Raw genomic sequence first — 20,309 nt, forward strand, 5'->3', positions numbered from 1 at the left:
TTTCCTCAGAGGAACCTTCACATCTCCCTCATGACCTTGGACCTGGAGAGCGGTTCCGGCGCGGTACCTTGGAATCCCCCCCTCGGGCCGGTCCGCTCTCCCCCCTGCGGACCGGCCCGTCTTCTTTCCCCCCGCCTCTCAATCCGTCAGGAACGGCCGTACGCGCGCCAGGAAGAGGTCCGGTCGCTCGTTGTACGCCTCGTGCGCCGCGGGCAGGGTCGCGTACGCGGCGTCGAGCGGTAGCGAACGGCGCGCCCGGCGGCCGTCGGTGAGCGCGGGGAGCAGCGGATCGCGGCGCCCCCAGAGCAGCAGGACGGGCAGGGTGAGCCGGGGCAGCGTCGCGGCGAGGTCGAAGTCGGGCCCGGCGAAGGCGCACCACAGGGCGCAGTGCACCGCCAGCCGGACGGGCTCCGCTCGGACCCGGCGGGCGCGGGCGTACGTCGCGCGGGCGCTCGTCGTGCGGAGCCGGCCCAGGTAGGCGCGGGCCAGCGGGGCGACGAGATGCCGGGCGCGGGACGGGCGGCCCATCACGGCGCGGCAGAACCAGCGGGTCACCGCGGTGAGCCGGCTGAAGCCCGCGGGGCCGACCAGGACGATCCCGGCGACCGCCGCGGGGCGGCGCTCGGCGAGGCGCACGGCGACCCAGCCGCCGACGCTGTTCCCGATGACGTACGCGCGGGGAGCGCCGCCCCGGACGATGGCGTCGAGCGCGCGCTCCGCGACGTCCACCAGTGCCTGGGGGGTGACGGAGTCCGGGGCGTGCGCGGTGGACCGGCCGTAGCCGGGCCAGTCGAGGGCGAAGACCTCGCGGTCCGCGGCGAGCCCGGCCGCGACGGCGCCGTAGTCCCGGCTGTCACCGGGGTTGGCGTGCAGCAGCAGCACGGGCGCGTGCCGGGCACCGGTGGCCGGGGTGCCGAGGCGGTGCAGGGCGACGTCGCCCAGCGGGGTGGCGAGCACGGTGTGGCCCATGGCGGGAGCGTAGTGCCGGCTCGGTACCGCCAACCCTCCCTTCCGTGAGCCCGGTTGGGTGAGCTTCGGCACCCGCCCCGGCGGGAACCGGCCGGGCGCTCGGAGTGTCTCCGTACGACGACGGGGGCGCGCGCCCCCGTCGCAGTGACGGGGGATGCCGATGGAAGCCTTGATACCGGTGCTCTTCACCGCGATGGCCGTACTGATCACGCTCGTACCGCTGGTGATCGCGGTGCGCGCCGGCCGCCGCCTGCTGTGGATACGGCGGGCCGTGCACGGCGGGCTCCGCGCCGAGGGGCGCTGCGTGCGGGTGTACACCACCGTGGGCTCGACGGGCGAGGGCCCGACCCACTCGCGGCAGCACTTCGTCTTCCAGTTCCGGACCGCCGACGGGCGCGATGTGCGCTTCGAGGACCCGGGAGCGCCGGGCACGACGATCGAGGGCGACCACCTGACGGTGGCCTATGTTCCCGAGGCGCCCGAGCGCGCGCTGGTCGTGCCGGCCGGCTACCGGGTGCCGTACGGGCAACTGGCGCTGACGCTGGTCTTCCTGGGGATCTTCCTGGCCGTGGGGATCCTGCTGGTCGTCGGGGGCGTGCAGTTCGCCGACTTCCCCGGCTTCTCCGACTCCGCGGACTTCGGCGGCGGCGGGTTCTAGAACGCCACCACGGCCGCCCGCATCGGACGGCGCGCCCGAGGCCGCGGCCCCGGGCGGCTGCGGAGGTGGCCACCCCCGCGATGTGACCGACGGACGGAGCCGCCCAGCGTGCGCGGCGACGGCCGCCAGCCGGCCGGTGCGCGGATCGCGCGCCCCGGCCCAGCGGTGGACGCCCGCCCGGCCCGGGTACGCGTACGAGCCGGGGAAGGCCGCGTCGAGCAGCGCGGCCACCTCGGGTTCCGCATCGGCGTCCAGCCAGTTCGCGGTACCGGCCGCCGGGTCGGACGGGGTTACGCCGGCCCCGCCCGCCGACAGCTCCATCCAGCCGAACCCGGGCCCGCTCGCGGCCGATCCGGGCAGTGCCGCGATCAGGGCGCCGATCAGCGCCCGGTCGCCGATCGGCCGGTAGGAGGGACCGACCTCCCGCAGCACCTCCCGCACCAGGGGGATCACCGCGTCCGCGGGGCCGTGCACGGCGAGCCGGTCCCGCAGTGACAGCCCTGGGGACGCGACCGCCACCGCGCCGCCGTCACCGGCGAAGGCCCGCGCCCGGGCCAGGTCCTGTGCCGCCCAGCGGCACAGCGCGTCGCCGCCGCACAGGACGGCCGGCTCGCCGAGGTCGTGGATCTCGCGGACGGCGGGCGCACGGACCGTACGGCTCCGGCGGGACGTCATGCCGGATGCCCGCCGTGCGCCGGTGCCTGACGCCCCGCCGAACCGCGCGCCCCGCCTCACCGCGGCTCCGCCTCCACGCTCAGTGTCACCCCCGGCACCAGGCCCCACGCCGCCATCGCTCCCGCCTCCGCCTCCAGTACGTGCCGGGCCCGCAGGCGCGGGCGGCCCAGGCGGCCGGGCGGCATGGTGCGGACCGCGAGGACCCGCAGCCGGCGGTCGAGGTAGGCGACGTCGATCGCGAAGCGCATCCCCAGGGTGTGCACGCTCGCGGCGGGCGTCAGCAGCAGGGCCCCGGTGATCCCGTCGCGGCCCAGCAGCCCCCGGGTGCGGGCCCGGTAGGAGGCCGCGATCTCCAGCGGTATCACCGTGCCGTTCCCGTCCCCGTCCCCGTTCCCGCCCCCGTCGGCACGGCGCAGCAGCCCGCTTCCGTCCTGCCGGCGGTCACCCATGGCGGTCCCGTCCCCTCGCGTGGTGCGCCCGTGTACGGTCGGGCCCGATGCATGTCTATCCGATCGCCGCGGCCCTCGTCTGGGGAACCGTCGCGGGGCTCGCCCTGCCGCGCCCGGCGTACCGGCTGTCCGTCGCGCCGGACGACCCCTGGCTGACGCGGTGCCCGGCGGGCCGGGCCTATCCGGCCGGGTGGCGCGGCTGGTGGGGGCCGAAGCGGACCATCGGCGGCCCGGCCGCCGGATGGCGGTACGCGCTGGTCACCGCGGCGGTCTGCGCGGCGGTGGCGGCGCGCACCGGGGCGCGGCCCGAACTGGCGGTGTGGTTGCTGCTGGTACCGGTCGGAGTGCTGCTGGCACGCGTGGACCTGACGGTGCTGCGGCTGCCGGACGTGCTGACGCTGCCCGCCGCCGCGGGGACGGCGGCGCTGCTGGGGGCGGCCGCGCTGCTCCCCGGCCACGAGGGCTCGTGGCCCCGCGCCCTGCTGGGGGCGCCGGCGCTGGGGCTGTTCTATCTCGTCCTGCACCTGGTCAACCCGGGCGGCATGGGCTTCGGCGACGTCAAGCTCGCCCCCACCGCGGGCCTGGTCCTCGCCTGGTACGGGTGGCGGGAGTTCGCCGTCGGCACCTTCGCCGCCTTCGTGCTGGGCGCGGTCACCGGCCTCGGGCTGCTCGCGGCCCGCCGCGCCGACCGTCGCACGCCCCTGCCCTTCGGGCCGTTCATCCTGGCCGGCGCCCTGGCCGGGATGCTGCTGCCTCCCTGACCAGGGCGCCCGCCCGGGGTCACGCCTCGCTGCTGCGGGACCAGAGGTTGACGCCCGATTCGAGGGCGAACCCGTCGATCTCGGCGAGCTCCTGAGGCGTCAGCGGGGCGGCGCCCACCGCCGCGACGTTGGCCTCCAGCTGGGCGACGCTCGACGCCCCGATGAGCGCCGAGGTGATCCGCCGGTCGCGCAGCACCCAGCTGAGCGCGAGCTGAGCGAGGGACTGGCCGCGCCCCGCGGCGATGTCGTTGAGGCCGCGCAGCCGCCGTACGACCTCGTCGGTGATGAGGGTGGGGTCGAGGGACTTGCCCTGCGCGGCCCGGGAGCCCTCGGGGATGCCGCCAAGGTACTTGTCCGTCAGCAGGCCCTGCGCCAGGGGGACGAAGGGGATGCAGCCCATCCCCTCCTCCTCCAGGACGTCCAGCAGCCCGTCGTCCTCCATCCAGCGGTTGATCATGGAGTACGAGGGCTGGTGGATCAGCGCCGGCACACCCATCTGGCGCAGCAGCCCGGCGGCCTCGCGGGTGCGCTGGGCACCGTAGGAGGAGATGCCGACGTAGAGCGCCTTGCCCTGGTGGACGGCGGACGCGAGGGCGCCCATCGTCTCCTCCAGCGGCGTGTCGGGGTCGAAGCGGTGGGAGTAGAAGATGTCGACGTACTCCAGGCCCATCCGCTTCAGGGACTGGTCGAGGGAGGACAGCAGGTACTTGCGGCTGCCCCACTCGCCGTAGGGGCCGGGCCACATGTCGTAGCCCGCCTTGGTGGAGATGACCAGTTCGTCCCGGTAGGGGCGGAAGTCCTGGGTGAGGATGGTCCCGAAGTTGCTCTCGGCGGAGCCGTAGGGCGGGCCGTAGTTGTTGGCGAGGTCGAAGTGGGTGACCCCGAGGTCGAAGGCGCGGCGCAGGATCGCGCGCTGCGAGTCGAGCGTGCGGTCGTCGCCGAAGTTGTGCCAGAGCCCGAGCGAGATCTCGGGGAGCTTCAGGCCGCTGCGGCCGGAGCGGCGGTACGCCATCGAGTCGTAGCGCTCGTCGGCGGCCCGGTAGAGAGAACGAATATCCACAGAAACGGTCCTATCACGACGCCGGTCCGCCGCCCGGCACCCGGTTCGGCGGCCCGCCGAGAGGCGCAGTAGGGTGGCGAGGGGGTGACGACCGCAGGAGGGGCCCGCCAATGAATCTGCGCAACCTGGTACGTCTCAGGTTGACGGACCTGTACGCCCATCGTGTGGAGCGCCGGCTCGACCTGTCCCAGGGCCCCAAGCACATCGGCGTCATCCTCGACGGCAACCGGCGCTGGGCCAAGGCGGCCGCCCGGACGACCGAGCAGGGCCACCGGGCCGGCGCGGACAAGATCACCGAGGTCCTCGGCTGGTCCGAGGAGACCGGCGTCGAGGTCGTCACGCTCTGGCTGCTCTCCACGGACAACCTGGACCGCCCGGCCGAGGAACTCGTCCCGCTGCTCGGCATCATCGAGGACGCGGTCAGCGGCCTCGCCGCGACCGGCCGCTGGCGCGTCCACCACGTCGGCGCGAAGGATCTGCTGCCGGCCCGCACCCAGTCCGTCCTCAAGGAGGCAGAGCAGGCCACGGAGGGCGTCGAGGGGATACTCGTCAACGTCGCTGTGGGCTACGGCGGACGGCAGGAGATCGCCGACGCGGTCCGCTCCCTCCTCCACGAGCACGCCGACCGCGGCACCTCCATCGAGGACCTCGCGGAGATCCTCGACATCGACCACATCGCGGAGCACCTGTACACCCGCGGTCAGCCCGACCCCGACCTCGTCATCCGCACCTCCGGCGAACAGCGCCTGTCGGGCTTCATGCTGTGGCAGAGCGCGCATTCGGAGTACTACTTCTGCGAGGTGTTCTGGCCGGCGTTCCGCCGGGTGGACTTCCTGCGCGCGCTGCGCGACTACGCGGCGCGGCACCGGCGGTACGGCGTCTGAGGCCGGCCGCCCGCGGCGCGAGCGGGGGCACCGGAGAGAGATACACCACACCGGGGTTGCGGCGAACGGCGGCAGCGGCGGTGGCCGGATTGCGTCCCGGCGTCGGGGGCGGAAACGGACGGCTACGGGGCGGCAAGGGTAGGGCCCGGGCCAACACCTGTCATATGCAGTCGCATAGGCCCCCACTTTCGAGGGAATAGACCCGTCAGACCGACATCCGGCCCATGGATGTCGGACAGAAGCGGACGGCACCTGGCCCGTCCGCCCGGGAGGCCCTTTGCTCACGGACGTGCCGTTGTCAACACTTGACTCAGACGGCATTGACCGCGTCGACTCGAAGGGTCGTGGTTCGGCCCTCGTGGTCGGTCCCGGCCCTGTCCCGCGCGACGCCGTCGCACCCCGACCTCTTCCGAGGGGGTTCGTCCACACGTGGTGACCAGCAAGAATCGCCGTGAGCACGACCGGCGCACTTACGTACTCGACACCAGCGTGCTGCTTGCCGACCCGCATGCCCTCCTCCGCTTCGATGAGCACGAGGTGGTCCTGCCGGTCGTGGTGGTGACCGAGTTGGAAGCCAAGCGCCACCACCCCGAGCTCGGCTACTTCGCCCGCCAGGCGTTGCGGCTGCTCGACGAGTACCGGATCCGGTACGGGCGGCTGGACGCACCCATCCCGATCGGCGAGCTGGGCGGCACCCTGCGCGTCGAACTGAACCACTCGGACCCGGGCGTGCTGCCCGCGGGGTTCCGGCTGGGCGACAACGACTCGCGGATCCTGGCCGTGGCCAGGAACCTGCAGGCCGAGGGGTACGACGTCACCGTCGTCTCCAAGGACCTGCCGCTGCGGGTCAAGGCCTCCTCCGTCGGCCTGCTGGCCGAGGAGTACCGGGCCGAACTGGCGATCACCTCCGGGTGGACGGGGATGCACGAGCTGCAGGTCGCGGCCGAGGAGGTGGACGAGCTCTTCCAGTCGGAGACCGTCGACCTTCCCGAGGTGGCCGGACTGCCGGTGCACACCGGCCTGGTCCTGCAGTCGGAGCGCGGCAAGGCGCTCGGCCGGGTGACGGCCGACGGCCGGGTCCGGCTGGTGCGCGGCGACCGGGACGCCTTCGGCATCCACGGCCGCAGCGCGGAGCAGCGGATCGCGCTGGACCTGCTGCTCGACCCGGACGTCGGCATCGTGTCGATGGGCGGCCGGGCCGGCACCGGCAAGTCGGCGCTGGCGCTGTGCGCCGGGCTGGAGGCGGTGCTGGAGCGTCAGCAGCACCAGAAGGTCATGGTCTTCCGGCCGCTGTACGCCGTGGGCGGGCAGGAGCTCGGCTACCTGCCGGGCACCGAGGCGGAGAAGATGAGCCCGTGGGCCCAGGCGGTCTTCGACACCCTGGGCGCGGTGACGTCGAAGGAGGTCATCGAGGAGGTCGTGGCCCGCGGCATGCTGGAGGTCCTTCCCCTCACGCACATCCGGGGCCGCTCCCTGCACGACGCCTTCGTGATCGTCGACGAGGCGCAGTCCCTCGAACGCAACGTACTGCTTACCGTATTGTCCCGAATCGGACAGAATTCCCGGGTTGTCCTGACTCATGATGTCGCGCAGCGCGACAACTTGAGGGTGGGCCGGTACGACGGCGTGGTGGCCGTGGTCGAGAAGCTCAAGGGCCACCCGCTCTTCGCTCACATCACCCTGACCCGCTCCGAGCGCTCGCCGATCGCCGCGCTCGTGACGGAGATGCTGGAGGACGGGCACGCGTAACAGGCGGGTTTGACGGTCCGCTAGGCTGCTGCGCCGCAGGGGCGCAGCAGCCTAGCGCTGTCCCCGGCCGCTACGGATCCGTACGAGAAAATTCCGTGGCCCAGGTGGCGTGTGAGCTTTGACACGCAACTGGGAATTGCGTTGACGCGTCCGCTAGGGCAGGCTGTCGGTTCTGTCAGGCCCCGCCCTCGGCACACCCGTACCCTCAAACGTACGGAACCTCAGAATTGAACAGCGTTCGCCGTGGGCCGCCCGAGCTGAATCAGCGGACTCCCGCCCCATTGGGGGAGCCCCACCGGGCCAGTGCTTCTGTGACCGGTGCAGTAGGAAGCCAGTGCGATGGGGCACGATCGCGTCCGTGAGGTCACCAAACGGGCGACGCTGGAAGGAAACCGTGTGAGCCGGATCTCGGTCCGGGGATTCGCGGTGGCTTCGGCCACTGCGGTCACCACTGTGGGCGCCGTCGTCGGTGTCGCCTCCGGTAGCGAGGGTGCGATACAGCCCGTCGCCGCCGCCGATGCGACCACCGTTCTCGCGGACATACCCGCTGGACAGCAGGTTCAGCAGGCTTCCCTGACGCAGCAGGTGCAGGCCCAGTCGGACGCCGCCGACGCCAGCGCCAAGAAGGCCGCGGAGGAGGCAGCCCGCAAGCAGGCCGCCAAGGACGCATCCGCCCGCAAGAAGGCGGAGGACAAGGCCGAGGCGGATCGCAAGGCCGAGGCCGCCTCCCGTGCCGCGCAGCGCGCCGCACTGGTCGTGAAGGCCTCGTACACGGTCGCCGAAGTCCAGTCCATGGCGCAGGGGATCATAGGCGACGCCTCCCAGTACCAGTGCTTCTCCAACATCGTCACTCGTGAGAGTGGCTGGAACTACACCGCGACCAACGCCTCTTCCGGCGCGTACGGGCTCGTCCAGGCCCTGCCCGGCTCCAAGATGGCCTCCGCGGGCGCCGACTGGCGCACCAACCCGGGTACCCAGATCAAGTGGGGCCTCAACTACATGAACAGCCGCTACGGCAGCCCCTGCGGCGCCTGGTCGTTCTGGCAGGCCAACCACTGGTACTAGGTCACACGGCCACAGACCTCCGACGAGCCCCTGACCCCGATTGCGGGGTGAGGGGCTCGTTGCGCGTACGGTGGTGCGGACGGACAGGCGGGGGGCGGGGGACAGGGGAAGCGATGTCGGAGAAGCGACCATGGGGCTCCGGGCTGGCCTCGGAGCTCGCCAAGCTCGCCGGGAGGCTGGAGGAGCAGCGCCGGGCGGCGGCCGCGAGCGCCCGCGAGGAAGCCCGCCGTGAGGAGGCGAGGACCGCCGCCGCGGCCCGGCCGGTGCCGCGCGGCACCGGCCCCGGCGACCCGGTCGCCCAGGTGCCGTACAGCATGCGCGTCGCGGCCGAACTCGCCTGGCGGCTGCTGGTGCTGGCCGGCACCGTATGGGTGCTGATGCGGGTGATCGGCACGATACAGCTGGTCGTCCTCTCCTTCGTCGCCGCGCTGCTGATCACCGCGCTGCTGCAGCCCTTCGTGGGCCGGCTGAAGCGGATGGGCGTGCGCCGCGGGCTCGCCACCGCCATGGTCTTCATCGGCGGCTTCGTGATCATGGGCCTGGTGGGCTGGTTCGTGGTCTGGCAGGTCATGGAGAACATCGACAACCTCTCCAGCAGCCTGCAGGACGGCATCACCGAACTGAAGCGCTGGCTGCTCAACAGCCCGTTCCATGTCACCGAGGACCAGATCAACCAGATCGCCAAGAACCTGCAGGACGCGATCGGGACCAACTCCAAGGCGCTCACCGACGCCGGGCTGCAGGGCGTCACCGTCGTCGTGGAGATGCTGACCGGCATCCTGCTGGCGATGTTCAGCACGCTCTTCCTGCTCTACGACGGCCGCAACATCTGGAACTGGTGCCTCAAGCTCTTCCCCGTGGCCGCCCGCGACGGGCTCGGCGGCGCCGGCCCGCGCGCCTGGCGCACCCTCACGCTCTATGTGCGCGGCACGGTCATCGTGGCCCTGATCGACGCCATCGGCATCGGCATCGGGCTCGGCATCCTCGGGGTGCCGATGGCTGTGCCGCTCGCCGTCATCATCTTCCTCGCCGCGTTCGTGCCGCTGGTCGGCGCGGTCGCCTCGGGCGCCGTCGCCATGGTGGTGGCACTGGTGACGGAGGGTCCGTTCTCGGCGCTGATGGTGCTGGTCGTGGTCCTGCTGGTGCAGCAGCTCGAGGGCCACGTCCTGCAGCCGTTCATCCTGGGCCGGGCGGTGCGGGTGCACCCGCTCGGCGTGGTCCTGTCGGTGGCCGCGGGCTCGCTCATCGCCGGGATCGGCGGGGCGGTCGTGGCCGTACCCCTGGTCGCGGTGACCAACACCGTCGTCGGCTATCTGCGGGCCCACTCCCGGGAGGCGGCGGTCGCCGGCGAGCCCGGGCCGCACGGCGCGACGGCCGCCGAGGTGGCGCCGGTCGGCGCCCCCGGGCTGGCCGACGCCACACCGGAGGAGACCGCCTGACGCGCGCGGCCGCCCCCGGGGCGGCCGCGACTACGGCGACGTCACACCGCACAAGGGCGTCTACCGCGGCGCCGCGAGCGGACCCCGGAGGTCACGGTGGAGTTCACACGCCTGGCCTGGCGCGGGACAGCCGTAGGGCCCGGCCCCCCGAAGGGCGGCCGGGCCCGAGGGAGCACGCGTCACGCGCCGGCGAGGACCGCCTCGGCGTCCAGGGTCGCCGCGACCGCCTGCACGACGGCGGCGATCTTGAAGGCCTCCTGGACCGTCTCGCGCTCGACGCCCGCCTTGCGGAGCACCTGCTCGTGCGAGTCGAGGCACGTCCCGCAGCCGTTGATCGCCGAGACCGCCAGCGACCAGAGCTCGAAGTCGGTCTTCTCGACGCCCGGGTTGCCGATGACGTTCATCCGCAGGCCGGCCCGCAGGTTGCCGTACTCCGGGTCCGACAGCAGGTGCCGGGTCCGGTAGTAGACGTTGTTCATCGCCATGATGGCGGCGGCGGCCTTGGCGGCCTCGTACGCCTCCGGCGTGAGGTTCTCGCGGGCCTCGGGCTCCAGCGCGCGCAGCACGATCGCGGAGCGGGAGGCGACGGCGGTCGCCAGCACCGTGCCCCACAGCTGCTGCTGCGGGAGATCGGAGTTGCCGATCACGGAGCCCAGGTTGAGCTTGAGGTCCTTGGCGTAGTCCGGCAGCGCGGACTTCAGCTCATCGAGCGCCACGGTCACTCACCGGCCAGGAGCTTGACGACGTCGAGGGTCTCGTCGCCCTTCTTCCAGTTGCAGGGGCACAGCTCGTCCGTCTGCAGCGCGTCGAGGACCCGCAGGACCTCCTTGGGGTTACGGCCGACGGAGCCGGCGGTCACCATGACGAACTGGATCTCGTTGTTCGGGTCCACGATGAAGGTGGCGCGCTGGGCGACGCCGTCCTCGCCGAGGATGCCGAGGTCGGTGCAGAGCTCGCGCTTGATGTCCGACAGCATCGGGAACGGCAGGTCGCGCAGGTCGTCGTGGTCCTTGCGCCAGGCGTGGTGCACGAACTCGGAGTCCACGGAGAAGCCGAGGATCTGCGCGTCACGGTCGGCGAACTCGTCGTTCAGCTTGCCGAACGCCGCGATCTCCGTCGGGCAGACGAAGGTGAAGTCCTTCGGCCACGCGAAGTAGACCTTCCACTTGCCCTCGTACGACTTGTGGTCGATCTGGGCGAAGGCCTTCTCGGGGTCGAGGTCCACACAGGCGGTCAGTTCGAACGTGGGGAACTTGTCACCGACGGTGAGCACGCGCACTCCTTGTAAGGGGTGGGAGCCGTACGCGGGGTGGCCGCACCGGTCCCATGAGCTGGTCCCCATCACCCTGCCATGAGCCCATTGATCAGTGAAATCGCCCCAGTGGGGTGCATTGATCGCATGTGCTTATCGGCGAGTTGTGGGCGAGGGAGGGTGCCGCCGGCCGCTGCGGAGAGTGACGGACGCCACAGTGGGTGCCCCGGTCGGGCGGGGCGGCCCGGGCGGGAAGGTCATTGATCGAGTGCGCGACTAGACTGATGATCGTTGATCGGAGGCGGTTATCAGTAGCCAGCGCGTGAGCCAGCGCCAGCCCAGTCTGTCCCAGCTGCGGGCCTTCGCGGCCGTCGCCGAGCACCTGCACTTCCGCGACGCGGCCGCCGCGATCGGCACGAGCCAGCCGGCCCTGTCCGGGGCGGTCGCCGCGCTGGAGCAGACGCTCGGGGTCGTCCTGGTGGAGCGCACCACCCGCAAGGTGCTGCTGACCCCGGCGGGGGAGCGGGTCGCGGCCCGGGCGCGGGCGGTGCTGGAGGCGGTCGGCGATCTGCTGGACGAGGCGGAGGCGGCGCGCGCCCCGTTCACGGGCGTGCTGAGGCTCGGGGTGATCCCCACGGTGGCGCCGTATCTGCTGCCGACCGTGCTGCGGCTGGTGCACGGAACGTACCCGCGGCTCGACCTGCAGGTGCACGAGGAGCAGACGTCCTCGCTGCTGGAGGGCCTGACGGCGGGCCGGCTGGACCTGCTGCTGCTCGCGGTCCCGCTCGGTGTCCCGTCCGTGGCCGAACTGCCGCTCTTCGACGAGGACTTCGTACTGGTCACCCCGCGGGACCACTGGCTGGCCGGACGCATGGACATCCCCCGCGAGGCGCTCCGGCAGCTGGATCTGCTGCTGCTTGAGGAGGGCCACTGCCTCCGCGACCAGGCGCTGGACGTGTGCCGGGAGGCCGGCCGCACCGAGGGGGCGACCGCCACCACGACCGCGGCGGGACTGTCCACGCTCGTGCAGCTGGTGGCCGGCGGTCTCGGGGTGACGCTGCTGCCGCGGACGGCGGTGCCGGTGGAGACCGGCCGCAGCGCGGACCTCGCCACGGGCTTCTTCGCCCACCCGGCTCCGTCCCGGCGGATCGCCCTGGCGATGCGCGCGGGCACCGCGCGCGCGGAGGAGTTCGAGGCCTTCGCCTCCGCGCTGCGCGGTGCCCTGAAACCGCTGCCGGTCCGGTTCGCCTGCTGACGGTTGCGGCCGCCGGCGTCACGGCCGCGGCGTCACTCCGTCCGCAGACCGTCCGGGCGCATCATCCGCCACAGCGGCGGCAGGGTCAGGGCGGTGACCACCAGGACCACCCCCGCGCCCACTCCGGTCATGGTCCCCACGCTCGCCCAGTCGATGCGGAACGGGGTGCGCACCATCTTCAGCAGGGCCGCGCCCAGGCCGACACCGCCGACGACGGCGAGGGCGAGACCCAGGGCGACCGGGAGCGCCGTCTGCCAGAGCACCGACATGCCGAGCACCGAGCGCCGGGTGCCGAAGGCGACCAGGACGGCCAGCAGCCGCCGCCGCTCACGCAGTTGCTCCAGCGTGGAGACGAGCAGGCTCGCGCCGATCAGGGCCAGGGTGGCGGTGGCGCCGATGAGCAGACCGCGCTTGATCGTGGTGAACTTGCGGTCCTCCCTGGTGCCCTCGATCTGGTAGATGTCGCCCAACGGATCGACGCGCACGGACGTGTTGCGGGCCTGCTCGAAGGCGTCCGGCGAGCCGGGGTCGGTCCGCAGCATGACCTGCACGTCCGGCGAGCCCAGCAGTGCCACGTCCAGGGCGCGGGGCGTGGCCAGCACACCCCACTGCTTGTTGCCGTCCGGCGCGGTGCGGGGCGTCGCCTTGCGGGCGTCGGCCGGGACGGTCCACAGCCGCGGGGTGCCGACGTAGGAGTCGCCCGTCGGCACGTTGAGGTCGACCTTCCCGCCCGGCTTGGCGACGCTCCCGAGGTCGGCCCAGCCGTCCGGGTCGTCGGCGAGGAACACGTCGCCGTCCGCGCACCTGCCGCCGACCGTGATCAGTTCGCGCAGCGTGGCGCAGTCGGCGACCAGCACCGGTACGGTCTGCAGCCGGTCGGTGGACTTGGTGGCGGCGTCCGCCTGGGTGGCGCTGGAGGAGACCACGCCGAGCGCCCGGCGCACCCCGGGGGTCTCGGCGAAGGCCTGCACCACCCTGTCGGCGTCGGCTCCGCTGCTGACCTCCGTGTAGGCGAGCATCTGGGCCCGGCGCGGGTCCTTGCCGGTGGAGCTGACGTAGTCGCCCTGCACCCCGGTGAAGAGCATCTGCAGGGCGATCGCGCCGGCCACGGCGACCGTGACCCCGCTGACCATCCGGGCCGCTGCGCTGCTGTTGAGCTGGATCCGGCGGGTGGCCAGCTGCCAGGGCAGCGGGCCGCCGCGGAAGCGGCCGACCACCGACTCCACCAGCCAGGGCAGTACGGCCGTGAGCCCGACGAGCAGCAGCACGGTGCCGCCGGCCACCTGGTAGGAGTTGACCTCCGTCCGCTCGCCGACGGCTCCGAACAGCGGCGCCAGCAGGCCGAGTCCGGCCAGCGGGATCAGCAGCCGCCACCACAGCCGCCGCTTGCGCGGTACGGCGTTGCGCACGACTCCGAGCGGCTCCACGGCGATGCCGCGCATCGCCAACAGCGTGACCGCGACCGCCGCCCCCGGGACGCACACCGCCACCAGGGCGGCGAGCCCGGCACCCGGGGTGATGTCGGAGGGGAAGACCGTGAGGTCGTACAGGGTCACGTCGTTCGCGAACCGTCGGACGAACAGGAAGATCCCGGTGCCCACCACGAGGCCGAGCAGCGAGCCGAACAGCGCCTCGCCCGCCGCGATCCGCCGTGTCATCCGGCTGTCCGCGCCGACCAGCCGCAGCGCGGCCAGCCGCCGGTCGCGGCGTTCACCGCCGAAGCGCACGGCGGTGCCGATGAAGACGGCCACCGGCATCATCAGCACCACGACGATGATGAGCACCAGCAGGGTCAGCACCCCGCCCAGCGGCTCCCCCTTGACGGCCCCGCGGCCGAAGTACGGGATGCGGGTGGCGTTGCCCGAGGCGCCGTCCGCACTGCGGGCGACGAGCTTGGCGCTTCCCGCGTAGAAGGTCAGTTCGCCCGGTCCCAGCAGGCCCTTGTTCCCGACGACGCCGGAGATCCGGTAGTCCAGGCGTTCCCGCAGCAGCTTGCTGCCGGGCTGCGCGAGCAGCTTCTTCAGCGCGGGGGAGACCACCATCTCGCCGGGCGCCGGCATCGCGTCGACGCCGGGCGGCAGTACGGGCCGGTCGCCGTCCGCCTTGAGCAGCAGGCCGCGGATGTCCTCGTCGTGGAAGGTGGTGTTCGCCTCCGCGTACAGCACCGTGCTCGCGGTCTGCTTCGGCGGCTCCTTGAACCAGCTGTAGTCCCGGTCGTACCCGCGGTCGTTGCGGGCGCCCATCATGGCGGGCACGGCGGCGGCCACGAGCAGCAGCGTCACGCCGAGCCCGACGCCGACCGCGGTGAGCAGGGTGCGGGTCCAGCCCTCGCGGCCGCCGGTCGCCGCGAAGCGGATGCCGAGGCCGAGGTCGCGGACCCAGGTGGCGAGGGTGCCGCCGCCCGGGGCCCGGTTCGTGCTGCTCATACGACCTTCTCCATGTCGCGGGACTTGCCGTCGCGGACGACGACCTCACGGTCGGAGTAGGCGGCGACCCGTGCCTCGTGCGTGACCAGGACGACGGCGGCGTCGGTGTCCCGGGCGGCGTCGGTCAGCATGCGCATCACGCGCTCGCCGTTGAGCGAGTCCAGGGCGCCGGTCGGCTCGTCGGCGAAGACCACCCGCGGGCCGGTGACCAGCGCGCGGGCCACGGCGACCCGCTGGCCCTGGCCGCCGGAGATCTCGCCGGGGCGCTTGCCCGCCAGGTCGTCGACCTCGAGCCGGGCCAGCCACTCCCCGGCGCGGACCTCGGCCTCCTTGCGCCGCGTGCCGTTCAGCCGCAGCGGCAGCGCCACGTTCTCCACACAGGTCAGTTCCGGTACCAGCTGGCCGAACTGGAAGACGAATCCGAACTCGCCGCGCCGCAGGGCGCTGCGCTCGGCGTCGCTCATCGCGGTCAGGTCCCGTCCCCGGTACAGCACGCGGCCGGAGTCCGGCCGGACGATGCCGGCCAGGCAGTGCAGCAGCGTCGACTTGCCCGAGCCGGACGGCCCCATGACGGCGACCACCTCCCCGGCGCGTATCCCGAACTCCGCGCCGTCCAGGGCCGGGGTCGGGCCGTACGCCTTGTGCAGGTCGACGGCCTCCATCAGGATCTCCGTGCTGCTCACTTGGCTACCTCCGCCGCGAGTCGGTCGAGGCGTGCCGCGGTGAGCTCCAGCCACCGCAGGTCCGCCTCCAGGTGGAACAGGGCGTGGTCGCAGATGAGCTGATCCGCGAAGTCGCCGTGCCGTTTGCGCGCGGTCAGTTCCCGCATCAGTCGCAGATGCTCGGACCGCTGGGTGTCGAGAAGGCCGACCGCGCTGCGCCCGGTGAGCAGCGCGAGGACGACCTTGGTGTAGAGGGTGCTCTGCAGGTAGGGCTCGGGCTTCTCCGGTTGCCCCAGCCACTTCTCGACGTCGGTGATCCCGGCGCCGGTGATCGCGTACCGCTTCCGCTCAGGGCCGCCTCCGGGCTCGATGCCGTCGACCTCGACCAGGCCGTGCTTCAGCAGCCGCGCCATCGTCGAGTACACCTGGCCGTAGTGCAGCGGGCGGTCGTGACCGAACTTGTCGTCGAATTCCCGCTTCAGGTCGTAGCCATGGCGCGGGCCGGACTCCAGAAGTCCGAGCAGGGTGTGGCCGATGCTCATGACCGAGGACTCTACATGACGCGTATACCTGCAGTGTATAGATCTTGTGCATAGTGACGAGCCGGTGACCTAACCCTGCCTGACCAGGCCGTTTCCTGCTCCGTATCCGAGACGGGCCTGATACACGTTGGGCTCGCGCCTCGGCCGTTTCGGCTGCCGCTTCCTGAGCGTGACCCCGGTGCGCTCGTCCGCCGCGAGTTTGGTGACGGTCCCCCCCGGGCGCCCTCAGGAGTGCCGGTGAAGCGCACCGCGACCCGGATGCGTGCGGGGCCCGCCCGGTTCCGGGCGGGCCCCGCACGATGCAGCCCCGGGGCACGGACGGACATCACGTGCACCGGGGCTGCGGCGGTGGGGAGGTCCCGCGTCACAGGCCGTTGACGTTGGCGGCGATGCGGTCGCCGACCTCCTTGTCGATGTTGCGCCAGTACTCGACCGCGCGGGCCAGGACCGGGGCGCTGACCCCGTTCTTCAGGTGGCCCGAGACGTTGGAGACCAGCCGGTCGCGGGCGGCGTCGTCCAGGACCTGGCGCACCATCGTCCCGGCCTGCCCGAAGTCGTCGTCCTCGCGGTGCAGCTTGTACGGCTCGTGCACCATGTTGCCCGCCACCTCCCAGCCGGCCGGGTCGCCGAAGCGCCGGATGTCGGCCTCGGGCCCGCCGAGGGAGTTCGGGGCGTACGGCGCGGCGGTGCGCGACGGCTCGTAGCGCATGGGGCCGTCCTTGGCGTACGAGCGCACCTCGGTGTGGGCCCGGTTCGGCGGCAGTTGCGCGTAGTTGGGGCCGATCCGGTAGCGGTGGGTGTCTGCGTACGAGAAGAGCCGGCCGAGGAGCATCTTGTCCGGGGAGGGGCCGATGCCGGGCACCATGTTGCTGGGCTCGAACGCGGCCTGCTCGATGTGGATGAAGTAGTCCTCGGGGTTCTTGTCGAGGGTCATCCGGCCGACCTCGATCAGCGGGTAGTCGCCGTGCGGCCACACCTTGGTGAGGTCGAAGGGGTTGAACCGGTAGTCCGCCGCGTCCTCGAACGGCATGATCTGCATGTACAGCGTCCACGAGGGGTGGTCGCCGCGCTCGATCGCCTGGTAGAGGTCACGGCGGTGGAGATCGCCATCGGCGCCCGCGTAGTGGTCGGCCTCCTCCTGGGTGAGGAAGTCGACCCCCTGGTCGGTCTTGAAGTGGTACTTGACCCAGAACCGCTCGCCGCCGCCGTTGACCCACATGTAGGTGTGGGAGCTGTAGCCGTTCATGTGGCGGTACGACCTGGGTACGCCTCGGTCGCCCATCAGCCACGTGACCATGTGCGCCGACTCCGGGGAGAGCGTCCAGAAGTCCCACTGCATGTTGTTGTCGCGCAGCGAGCTGTCACGGCGGCGCTTCTGGCTGCGGATGAAGTCCTGGAACTTCATCGGGTCGCGCACGAAGAAGATCGGCGTGTTGTTGCCGACCATGTCGTAGTTGCCGTACTCGGTGTAGAACTTCAGGGCGAAGCCGCGGGGGTCGCGCCATGTGTCGGGGCTGCCCATCTCGCCGGCGACCGTCGAGAAGCGGGCCAGCATCTCCGTCCGCCGTCCCGGCTGGAAGAGGTCGGCCTTGGTGAACTGGCTGACGTCGTTCGTCACCTCGAAGACGCCGTACGCGCCCGAACCCTTGGCGTGCACCACGCGCTCCGGGACGCGTTCGCGGTTGAACTGCGCCATCTTCTCGATCAGGTAGTGGTCCTGGAGGAGAATGGGGCCGTCCGAGCCCACCGTGAGCGAATGGGCGTCGCTCTCCACCGGAATCCCGGCGTTGTTGGTGGTGTAGGGGGTGCTCATGTGAATGTGTCCTCCCGTCGATCTTCGGAAGAGTCCGTCGGGGGCTCTGGTCGCTAACGACCACACAAACACTGAATCACCGGCTCGGCACGCCGGGCAATGACGTCCCGCCACGGGTTCTGGACAAAGTCCAAAGATGAAACCCGTACGGACACGGAGTGTCTACCGGTCGGCACCGCCCGGAAGGCCCATCTCGAACCAGACCACCTTTCCGGCGCTCAGCCGGGTCGCTCCCCAGCGCTGCGCCATCCGGTTGACGAGGTACAGCCCGCGCCCGCCCTCGTCCTGCGGCTGGGCGTGGCGCATCCGCGGCAGCGTCGGGGCGTCGTCGCCCACCTCGCAGCGCAGCACATCGGTGCGGAGCAGCCGCAGGGTGATGGGCCGTTCGGCGTACCGCACCGCGTTGGTGACGACCTCGCTGACCAGCAGTTCGGTCGCCTCGGCCAGCGGCTCCAGGTTCCAGCGGCTGAGGGCCTGGCGCACCAGCCGCCGGGCCCGGCCGGCCGTCTGCGCCCTCGGCTCCAGGAACCAGTACGCGACGTCGCGCGGCGCGATGCCGTCGAAGCGGGCGGCGAGCAGCGCGATGTCGTCGTCCCTGTCACCCGGGCCGACGATCTCCAGCACCTCGTCGCACAGCGGCTCCAGCGGCGGCGGGCACAGCACGGCCGAGGCCGTGTGCAGCCGTTCGCGCAGCATCTCGATGCCGCCCCACACGTCGCGGGTGCGGGACTCCACCAGTCCGTCGGTGTACAGCAGCAGGGTCGCCCCGGCCGGGGCGGGCAGCTCGACCGCCTCGAAGGGCACGCCGCCCACGCCGATCGGCGCGCCCGGCGGCACGCGCAACACCTCGGCCAGACCGCTGGCGTGCAGCAGCACCGGCGGCGGGTGGCCGGCGTTGGCGATGGTCACCCGGTGGGCTATCGGGTCGTAGACGGCGTAGATGCAGGTGGCCATGCGGTCCTGGCCGAGCCGCTGGGCCTGCTCGTCCAGGTGGTAGAGCACCTCCTGCGGCGACAGGTCCAGGCCCGCCAGGGTCTGCACGGTCGTCCGCAGCTGGCCCATGATCGCCGCCGAGGTCATGGAGTGCCCCATGACGTCGCCGACCACCAGGGCCACCCGGCTGCCGGGGAGCGGGATCGCGTCGTACCAGTCGCCGCCGACCCGGGCCGACTCCGCGGCCGGCAGATAGCGGCTGGCCAGCCGGACCCCGGTGGGCTCCGGCAGGGAGTCGGGCAGCATCTCGCGCTGCAGGGAGTCGGCGATGGAGGCCTCGCGGTCGTACAGCACCGCCTTGTCCACGCCGAGCGCGGTGTGGGTGGCCAGCTGGGCCGCGATCAGCAGGTCGTCCGGGTCGAACGGCGCGCGCTCGGGACGGCGCAGCAGCACGGTCGCGCCGATCACCCGGCGGCGGCCGCGCAGTGGGGCGAGGATGGCCCGGCGTCCGGTCGGCAGGTCTAAGGTGTCGCCGAACTCCGCCTCCCGGCAGCCTCCGACCAGCTCGTGGAGGGCCGCCGTGGCCTGCGGGTTGTCGGAGAACACCGGGCGCACCCCGCGCAGCATCTCCGCCAGCGGCCCGTCCATGGGGACGGTCACGACCTCGGCGGCCGCCCCGTACGCGCCCTCCGTGGAGGGGACGACCGGCATGAGCAGGCCCTCCACCGGCTCCGGGGTGTTCTCGTCCGGTACCCGGTCGGTACGCCGCAGCCGCAGGACCAGCGGTCCGGAGGGGCGCTCGTCGCCCACCGGCAGCGGATCGCGCAGATAGACCAGGATCGCGTCGGCGAAGGCGGGTACCGCCGAGCGGCACAGCCCCAGCACGATCTCGTCCAGGTCCAGGCCGCGGGCGATGCGGCGGGTGGCCGCGCCGACGTAGCGCAGCCGCTCGGTCTCCGCCTGCCCGGCACGGCCGCGGTTCTGCGGACCGATCTTCTTCAGCGGCTGTCCGCCGGTGGAGTCCTCGTCGACGGGGTGCCCGCCCGGCTGGCCCCCGCGGCCGCCGTGCCGGCCCGCCGCCCGGGACGGGGGCAGCGCCGCGTCCGGCATCCGCTGCCGGGTGCGCGGCTCGCCGCCCTCCGGCTGGGTCGGCCCGGGGACGCCGGGGACGCCGGGGACGCCGGGCGTCCCGCCACCGGCGGTGGCCCGGCGGCCCGGCTCCACGGGGGCGGCCATGGCGGTGGCCGCCCGCCGGTCCCGGCCGGCGGAGCGATTCCAGGGCTGACCGGCCGCCGGGGCGGCGGGGGTGTCGGGGGTGCGCAGCCGTACCGTCTGCCGTCCGCGGGCGCCGTCCGTGCCGGATCCGGCGGTCATGTGCTGGACGGCGGCGGCTCCCTCGCCGGAGACGACCCGCGCGGCCTGACGGTCCCGCACCTCGGAGGGCTGCCGCGCGGCGCGTCCGCCGCGCGCGGTGCGCCGGCCGCCGCGGCCGGACTTGCCGGGGGCGGGGGCGTCGGCCGGGTTCTGACGCTGTGCCGGCGGTGTGGCCGTGCCACCCGGATCGGCGGCCGGGCCGGCCCCTGCCGTACCGCGCTTGGCGGTGCCGCCGCTGCCGCCCCGGCGACCCCGGCGCGGGCGGTCGCCCGCCGGGGACGGAGCCGGGGACTGCCCGGGTGCCTGCGTCCCGGCCGTGGACACGTCTGCCTCGCCGCCCGGC

The 20,309-nt window shown here is 72.7% G+C and carries 17 protein-coding genes and 1 pseudogene; 8 read left to right on the top strand and 10 right to left on the bottom strand.

The window, feature by feature from the left end:
- Positions 1-138: 138 nt before the first annotated feature.
- Positions 139-969, bottom strand: coding sequence for an alpha/beta fold hydrolase (locus ACWDAS_RS10520; RefSeq protein ID WP_450388474.1), 831 nt, complete (start codon positions 967-969; stop codon positions 139-141).
- Between the two features lie 160 nt (positions 970-1,129).
- Here ACWDAS_RS10520 and ACWDAS_RS10525 point away from each other — a divergent pair, with 160 nt between their 5' ends.
- A complete protein-coding gene (locus ACWDAS_RS10525) occupies positions 1,130-1,627 on the top strand; it encodes a DUF3592 domain-containing protein (RefSeq protein WP_450388475.1) in 498 nt (165 codons plus the stop codon).
- A 731-nt stretch (positions 1,628-2,358) separates the two neighbouring features.
- Here the strand turns inward: ACWDAS_RS10525 and ACWDAS_RS10530 are convergent.
- Complete coding sequence (locus ACWDAS_RS10530; protein ID WP_450388476.1) at positions 2,359-2,751, bottom strand: DUF192 domain-containing protein; 393 nt, start codon at positions 2,749-2,751, stop codon at positions 2,359-2,361.
- Positions 2,752-2,798: 47 nt separating this feature from the next.
- Between ACWDAS_RS10530 and ACWDAS_RS10535 the strand changes: the two genes are divergently transcribed.
- Positions 2,799-3,512: a prepilin peptidase gene (locus ACWDAS_RS10535; RefSeq protein WP_450388477.1), complete on the top strand. Its 714-nt coding sequence runs from the start codon at positions 2,799-2,801 to the stop codon at positions 3,510-3,512.
- A gap of 19 nt (positions 3,513-3,531) precedes the next feature.
- Here the strand turns inward: ACWDAS_RS10535 and mgrA are convergent, their stop codons facing one another.
- Complete coding sequence (gene mgrA, locus ACWDAS_RS10540) at positions 3,532-4,572, bottom strand: L-glyceraldehyde 3-phosphate reductase (RefSeq protein ID WP_450388478.1); 1,041 nt, start codon at positions 4,570-4,572, stop codon at positions 3,532-3,534.
- A 110-nt stretch (positions 4,573-4,682) separates the two neighbouring features.
- On the opposite strand from mgrA, the gene ACWDAS_RS10545 reads away from it, so the two are divergent.
- From ACWDAS_RS10545 to ACWDAS_RS10565, 5 genes and pseudogenes are all read left to right on the top strand, one after another.
- Entirely contained in the window at positions 4,683-5,456 is a 774-nt protein-coding gene (locus tag ACWDAS_RS10545; protein WP_450388479.1) for an isoprenyl transferase, read from the top strand.
- A 429-nt stretch (positions 5,457-5,885) separates the two neighbouring features.
- On the top strand, positions 5,886-7,205 hold the full coding sequence (locus ACWDAS_RS10550) for a PhoH family protein (protein WP_450388480.1): 1,320 nt from the start codon (positions 5,886-5,888) through the stop codon (positions 7,203-7,205).
- Positions 7,206-7,601: 396 nt separating this feature from the next.
- The gene (locus ACWDAS_RS10555) at positions 7,602-8,270 is read left to right on the top strand and encodes an aggregation-promoting factor C-terminal-like domain-containing protein (protein ID WP_450388481.1); all 669 of its coding nucleotides are present in this window, start codon (positions 7,602-7,604) and stop codon (positions 8,268-8,270) included.
- A gap of 113 nt (positions 8,271-8,383) precedes the next feature.
- Positions 8,384-9,709 (top strand): AI-2E family transporter, encoded by a 1,326-nt coding sequence (locus tag ACWDAS_RS10560; protein WP_450388482.1) that lies wholly within the window; start codon positions 8,384-8,386, stop codon positions 9,707-9,709.
- 19 nt (positions 9,710-9,728) lie between these two features.
- Positions 9,729-9,826, top strand: a pseudogene (locus ACWDAS_RS10565) (transglutaminase family protein); the annotation flags it as partial.
- Positions 9,827-9,888: 62 nt separating this feature from the next.
- On the opposite strand, the gene ACWDAS_RS10570 reads toward ACWDAS_RS10565, so the two are convergent.
- A complete protein-coding gene (locus ACWDAS_RS10570) occupies positions 9,889-10,425 on the bottom strand; it encodes an alkyl hydroperoxide reductase (RefSeq protein ID WP_450388483.1) in 537 nt (178 codons plus the stop codon).
- A gap of 2 nt (positions 10,426-10,427) precedes the next feature.
- Positions 10,428-10,982, bottom strand: coding sequence for a peroxiredoxin (locus ACWDAS_RS10575; protein ID WP_361809491.1), 555 nt, complete (start codon positions 10,980-10,982; stop codon positions 10,428-10,430).
- Positions 10,983-11,283: 301 nt separating this feature from the next.
- Here ACWDAS_RS10575 and ACWDAS_RS10580 point away from each other — a divergent pair, with 301 nt between their 5' ends.
- Complete coding sequence (locus ACWDAS_RS10580) at positions 11,284-12,216, top strand: hydrogen peroxide-inducible genes activator (RefSeq protein ID WP_450388484.1); 933 nt, start codon at positions 11,284-11,286, stop codon at positions 12,214-12,216.
- A gap of 32 nt (positions 12,217-12,248) precedes the next feature.
- On the opposite strand, the gene ACWDAS_RS10585 is transcribed toward ACWDAS_RS10580, so the two are convergent.
- From ACWDAS_RS10585 to ACWDAS_RS10605, 5 genes are all read right to left on the bottom strand, one after another.
- Positions 12,249-14,642 carry an FtsX-like permease family protein gene (locus tag ACWDAS_RS10585; RefSeq protein ID WP_450388485.1) on the bottom strand — a complete coding sequence of 798 codons (2,394 nt, stop codon included), beginning with the start codon at positions 14,640-14,642 and terminating at the stop codon, positions 12,249-12,251.
- Positions 14,639-15,304 (bottom strand): ABC transporter ATP-binding protein, encoded by a 666-nt coding sequence (locus ACWDAS_RS10590; RefSeq protein WP_450388524.1) that lies wholly within the window; start codon positions 15,302-15,304, stop codon positions 14,639-14,641. The genes ACWDAS_RS10585 and ACWDAS_RS10590 overlap by 4 nt, the downstream gene beginning before the upstream one ends.
- A 17-nt stretch (positions 15,305-15,321) precedes the next feature.
- On the bottom strand, positions 15,322-15,846 hold the full coding sequence (locus ACWDAS_RS10595; protein WP_450388486.1) for a PadR family transcriptional regulator: 525 nt from the start codon (positions 15,844-15,846) through the stop codon (positions 15,322-15,324).
- Positions 15,847-16,210: 364 nt separating this feature from the next.
- On the bottom strand, positions 16,211-17,659 hold the full coding sequence (locus ACWDAS_RS10600) for a catalase (RefSeq protein WP_450388487.1): 1,449 nt from the start codon (positions 17,657-17,659) through the stop codon (positions 16,211-16,213).
- Between the two features lie 162 nt (positions 17,660-17,821).
- The gene (locus ACWDAS_RS10605) at positions 17,822-19,966 is read right to left on the bottom strand and encodes a SpoIIE family protein phosphatase (protein WP_450388525.1); all 2,145 of its coding nucleotides are present in this window, start codon (positions 19,964-19,966) and stop codon (positions 17,822-17,824) included.
- Positions 19,967-20,309 lie beyond the last annotated feature (343 nt).

It is taken from the genome of Streptomyces sp. NPDC001070 (assembly GCF_053598835.1).

Bases quoted from the DNA above. Each gene is read 5' to 3' on its own strand.
- ACWDAS_RS10535 (WP_450388477.1), top strand. From the start codon at position 2,799: ATGCATGTCTATCCGATCGCCGCGGCCCTCGTCTGGGGAACCGTCGCG.
- ACWDAS_RS10600 (WP_450388487.1), bottom strand. From the start codon at position 17,659: ATGAGCACCCCCTACACCACCAACAACGCCGGGATTCCGGTGGAGAGC.
- ACWDAS_RS10520 (WP_450388474.1), bottom strand. From the start codon at position 969: ATGGGCCACACCGTGCTCGCCACCCCGCTGGGCGACGTCGCCCTGCAC.
- ACWDAS_RS10590 (WP_450388524.1), bottom strand. From the start codon at position 15,304: ATGGAGGCCGTCGACCTGCACAAGGCGTACGGCCCGACCCCGGCCCTG.
- ACWDAS_RS10560 (WP_450388482.1), top strand. From the start codon at position 8,384: ATGTCGGAGAAGCGACCATGGGGCTCCGGGCTGGCCTCGGAGCTCGCC.
- ACWDAS_RS10595 (WP_450388486.1), bottom strand. From the start codon at position 15,846: ATGAGCATCGGCCACACCCTGCTCGGACTTCTGGAGTCCGGCCCGCGC.
- ACWDAS_RS10545 (WP_450388479.1), top strand. From the start codon at position 4,683: ATGAATCTGCGCAACCTGGTACGTCTCAGGTTGACGGACCTGTACGCC.
- ACWDAS_RS10530 (WP_450388476.1), bottom strand. From the start codon at position 2,751: ATGGGTGACCGCCGGCAGGACGGAAGCGGGCTGCTGCGCCGTGCCGAC.
- ACWDAS_RS10605 (WP_450388525.1), bottom strand. From the start codon at position 19,966: ATGACCGCCGGATCCGGCACGGACGGCGCCCGCGGACGGCAGACGGTA.
- ACWDAS_RS10525 (WP_450388475.1), top strand. From the start codon at position 1,130: ATGGAAGCCTTGATACCGGTGCTCTTCACCGCGATGGCCGTACTGATC.
- ACWDAS_RS10585 (WP_450388485.1), bottom strand. From the start codon at position 14,642: ATGAGCAGCACGAACCGGGCCCCGGGCGGCGGCACCCTCGCCACCTGG.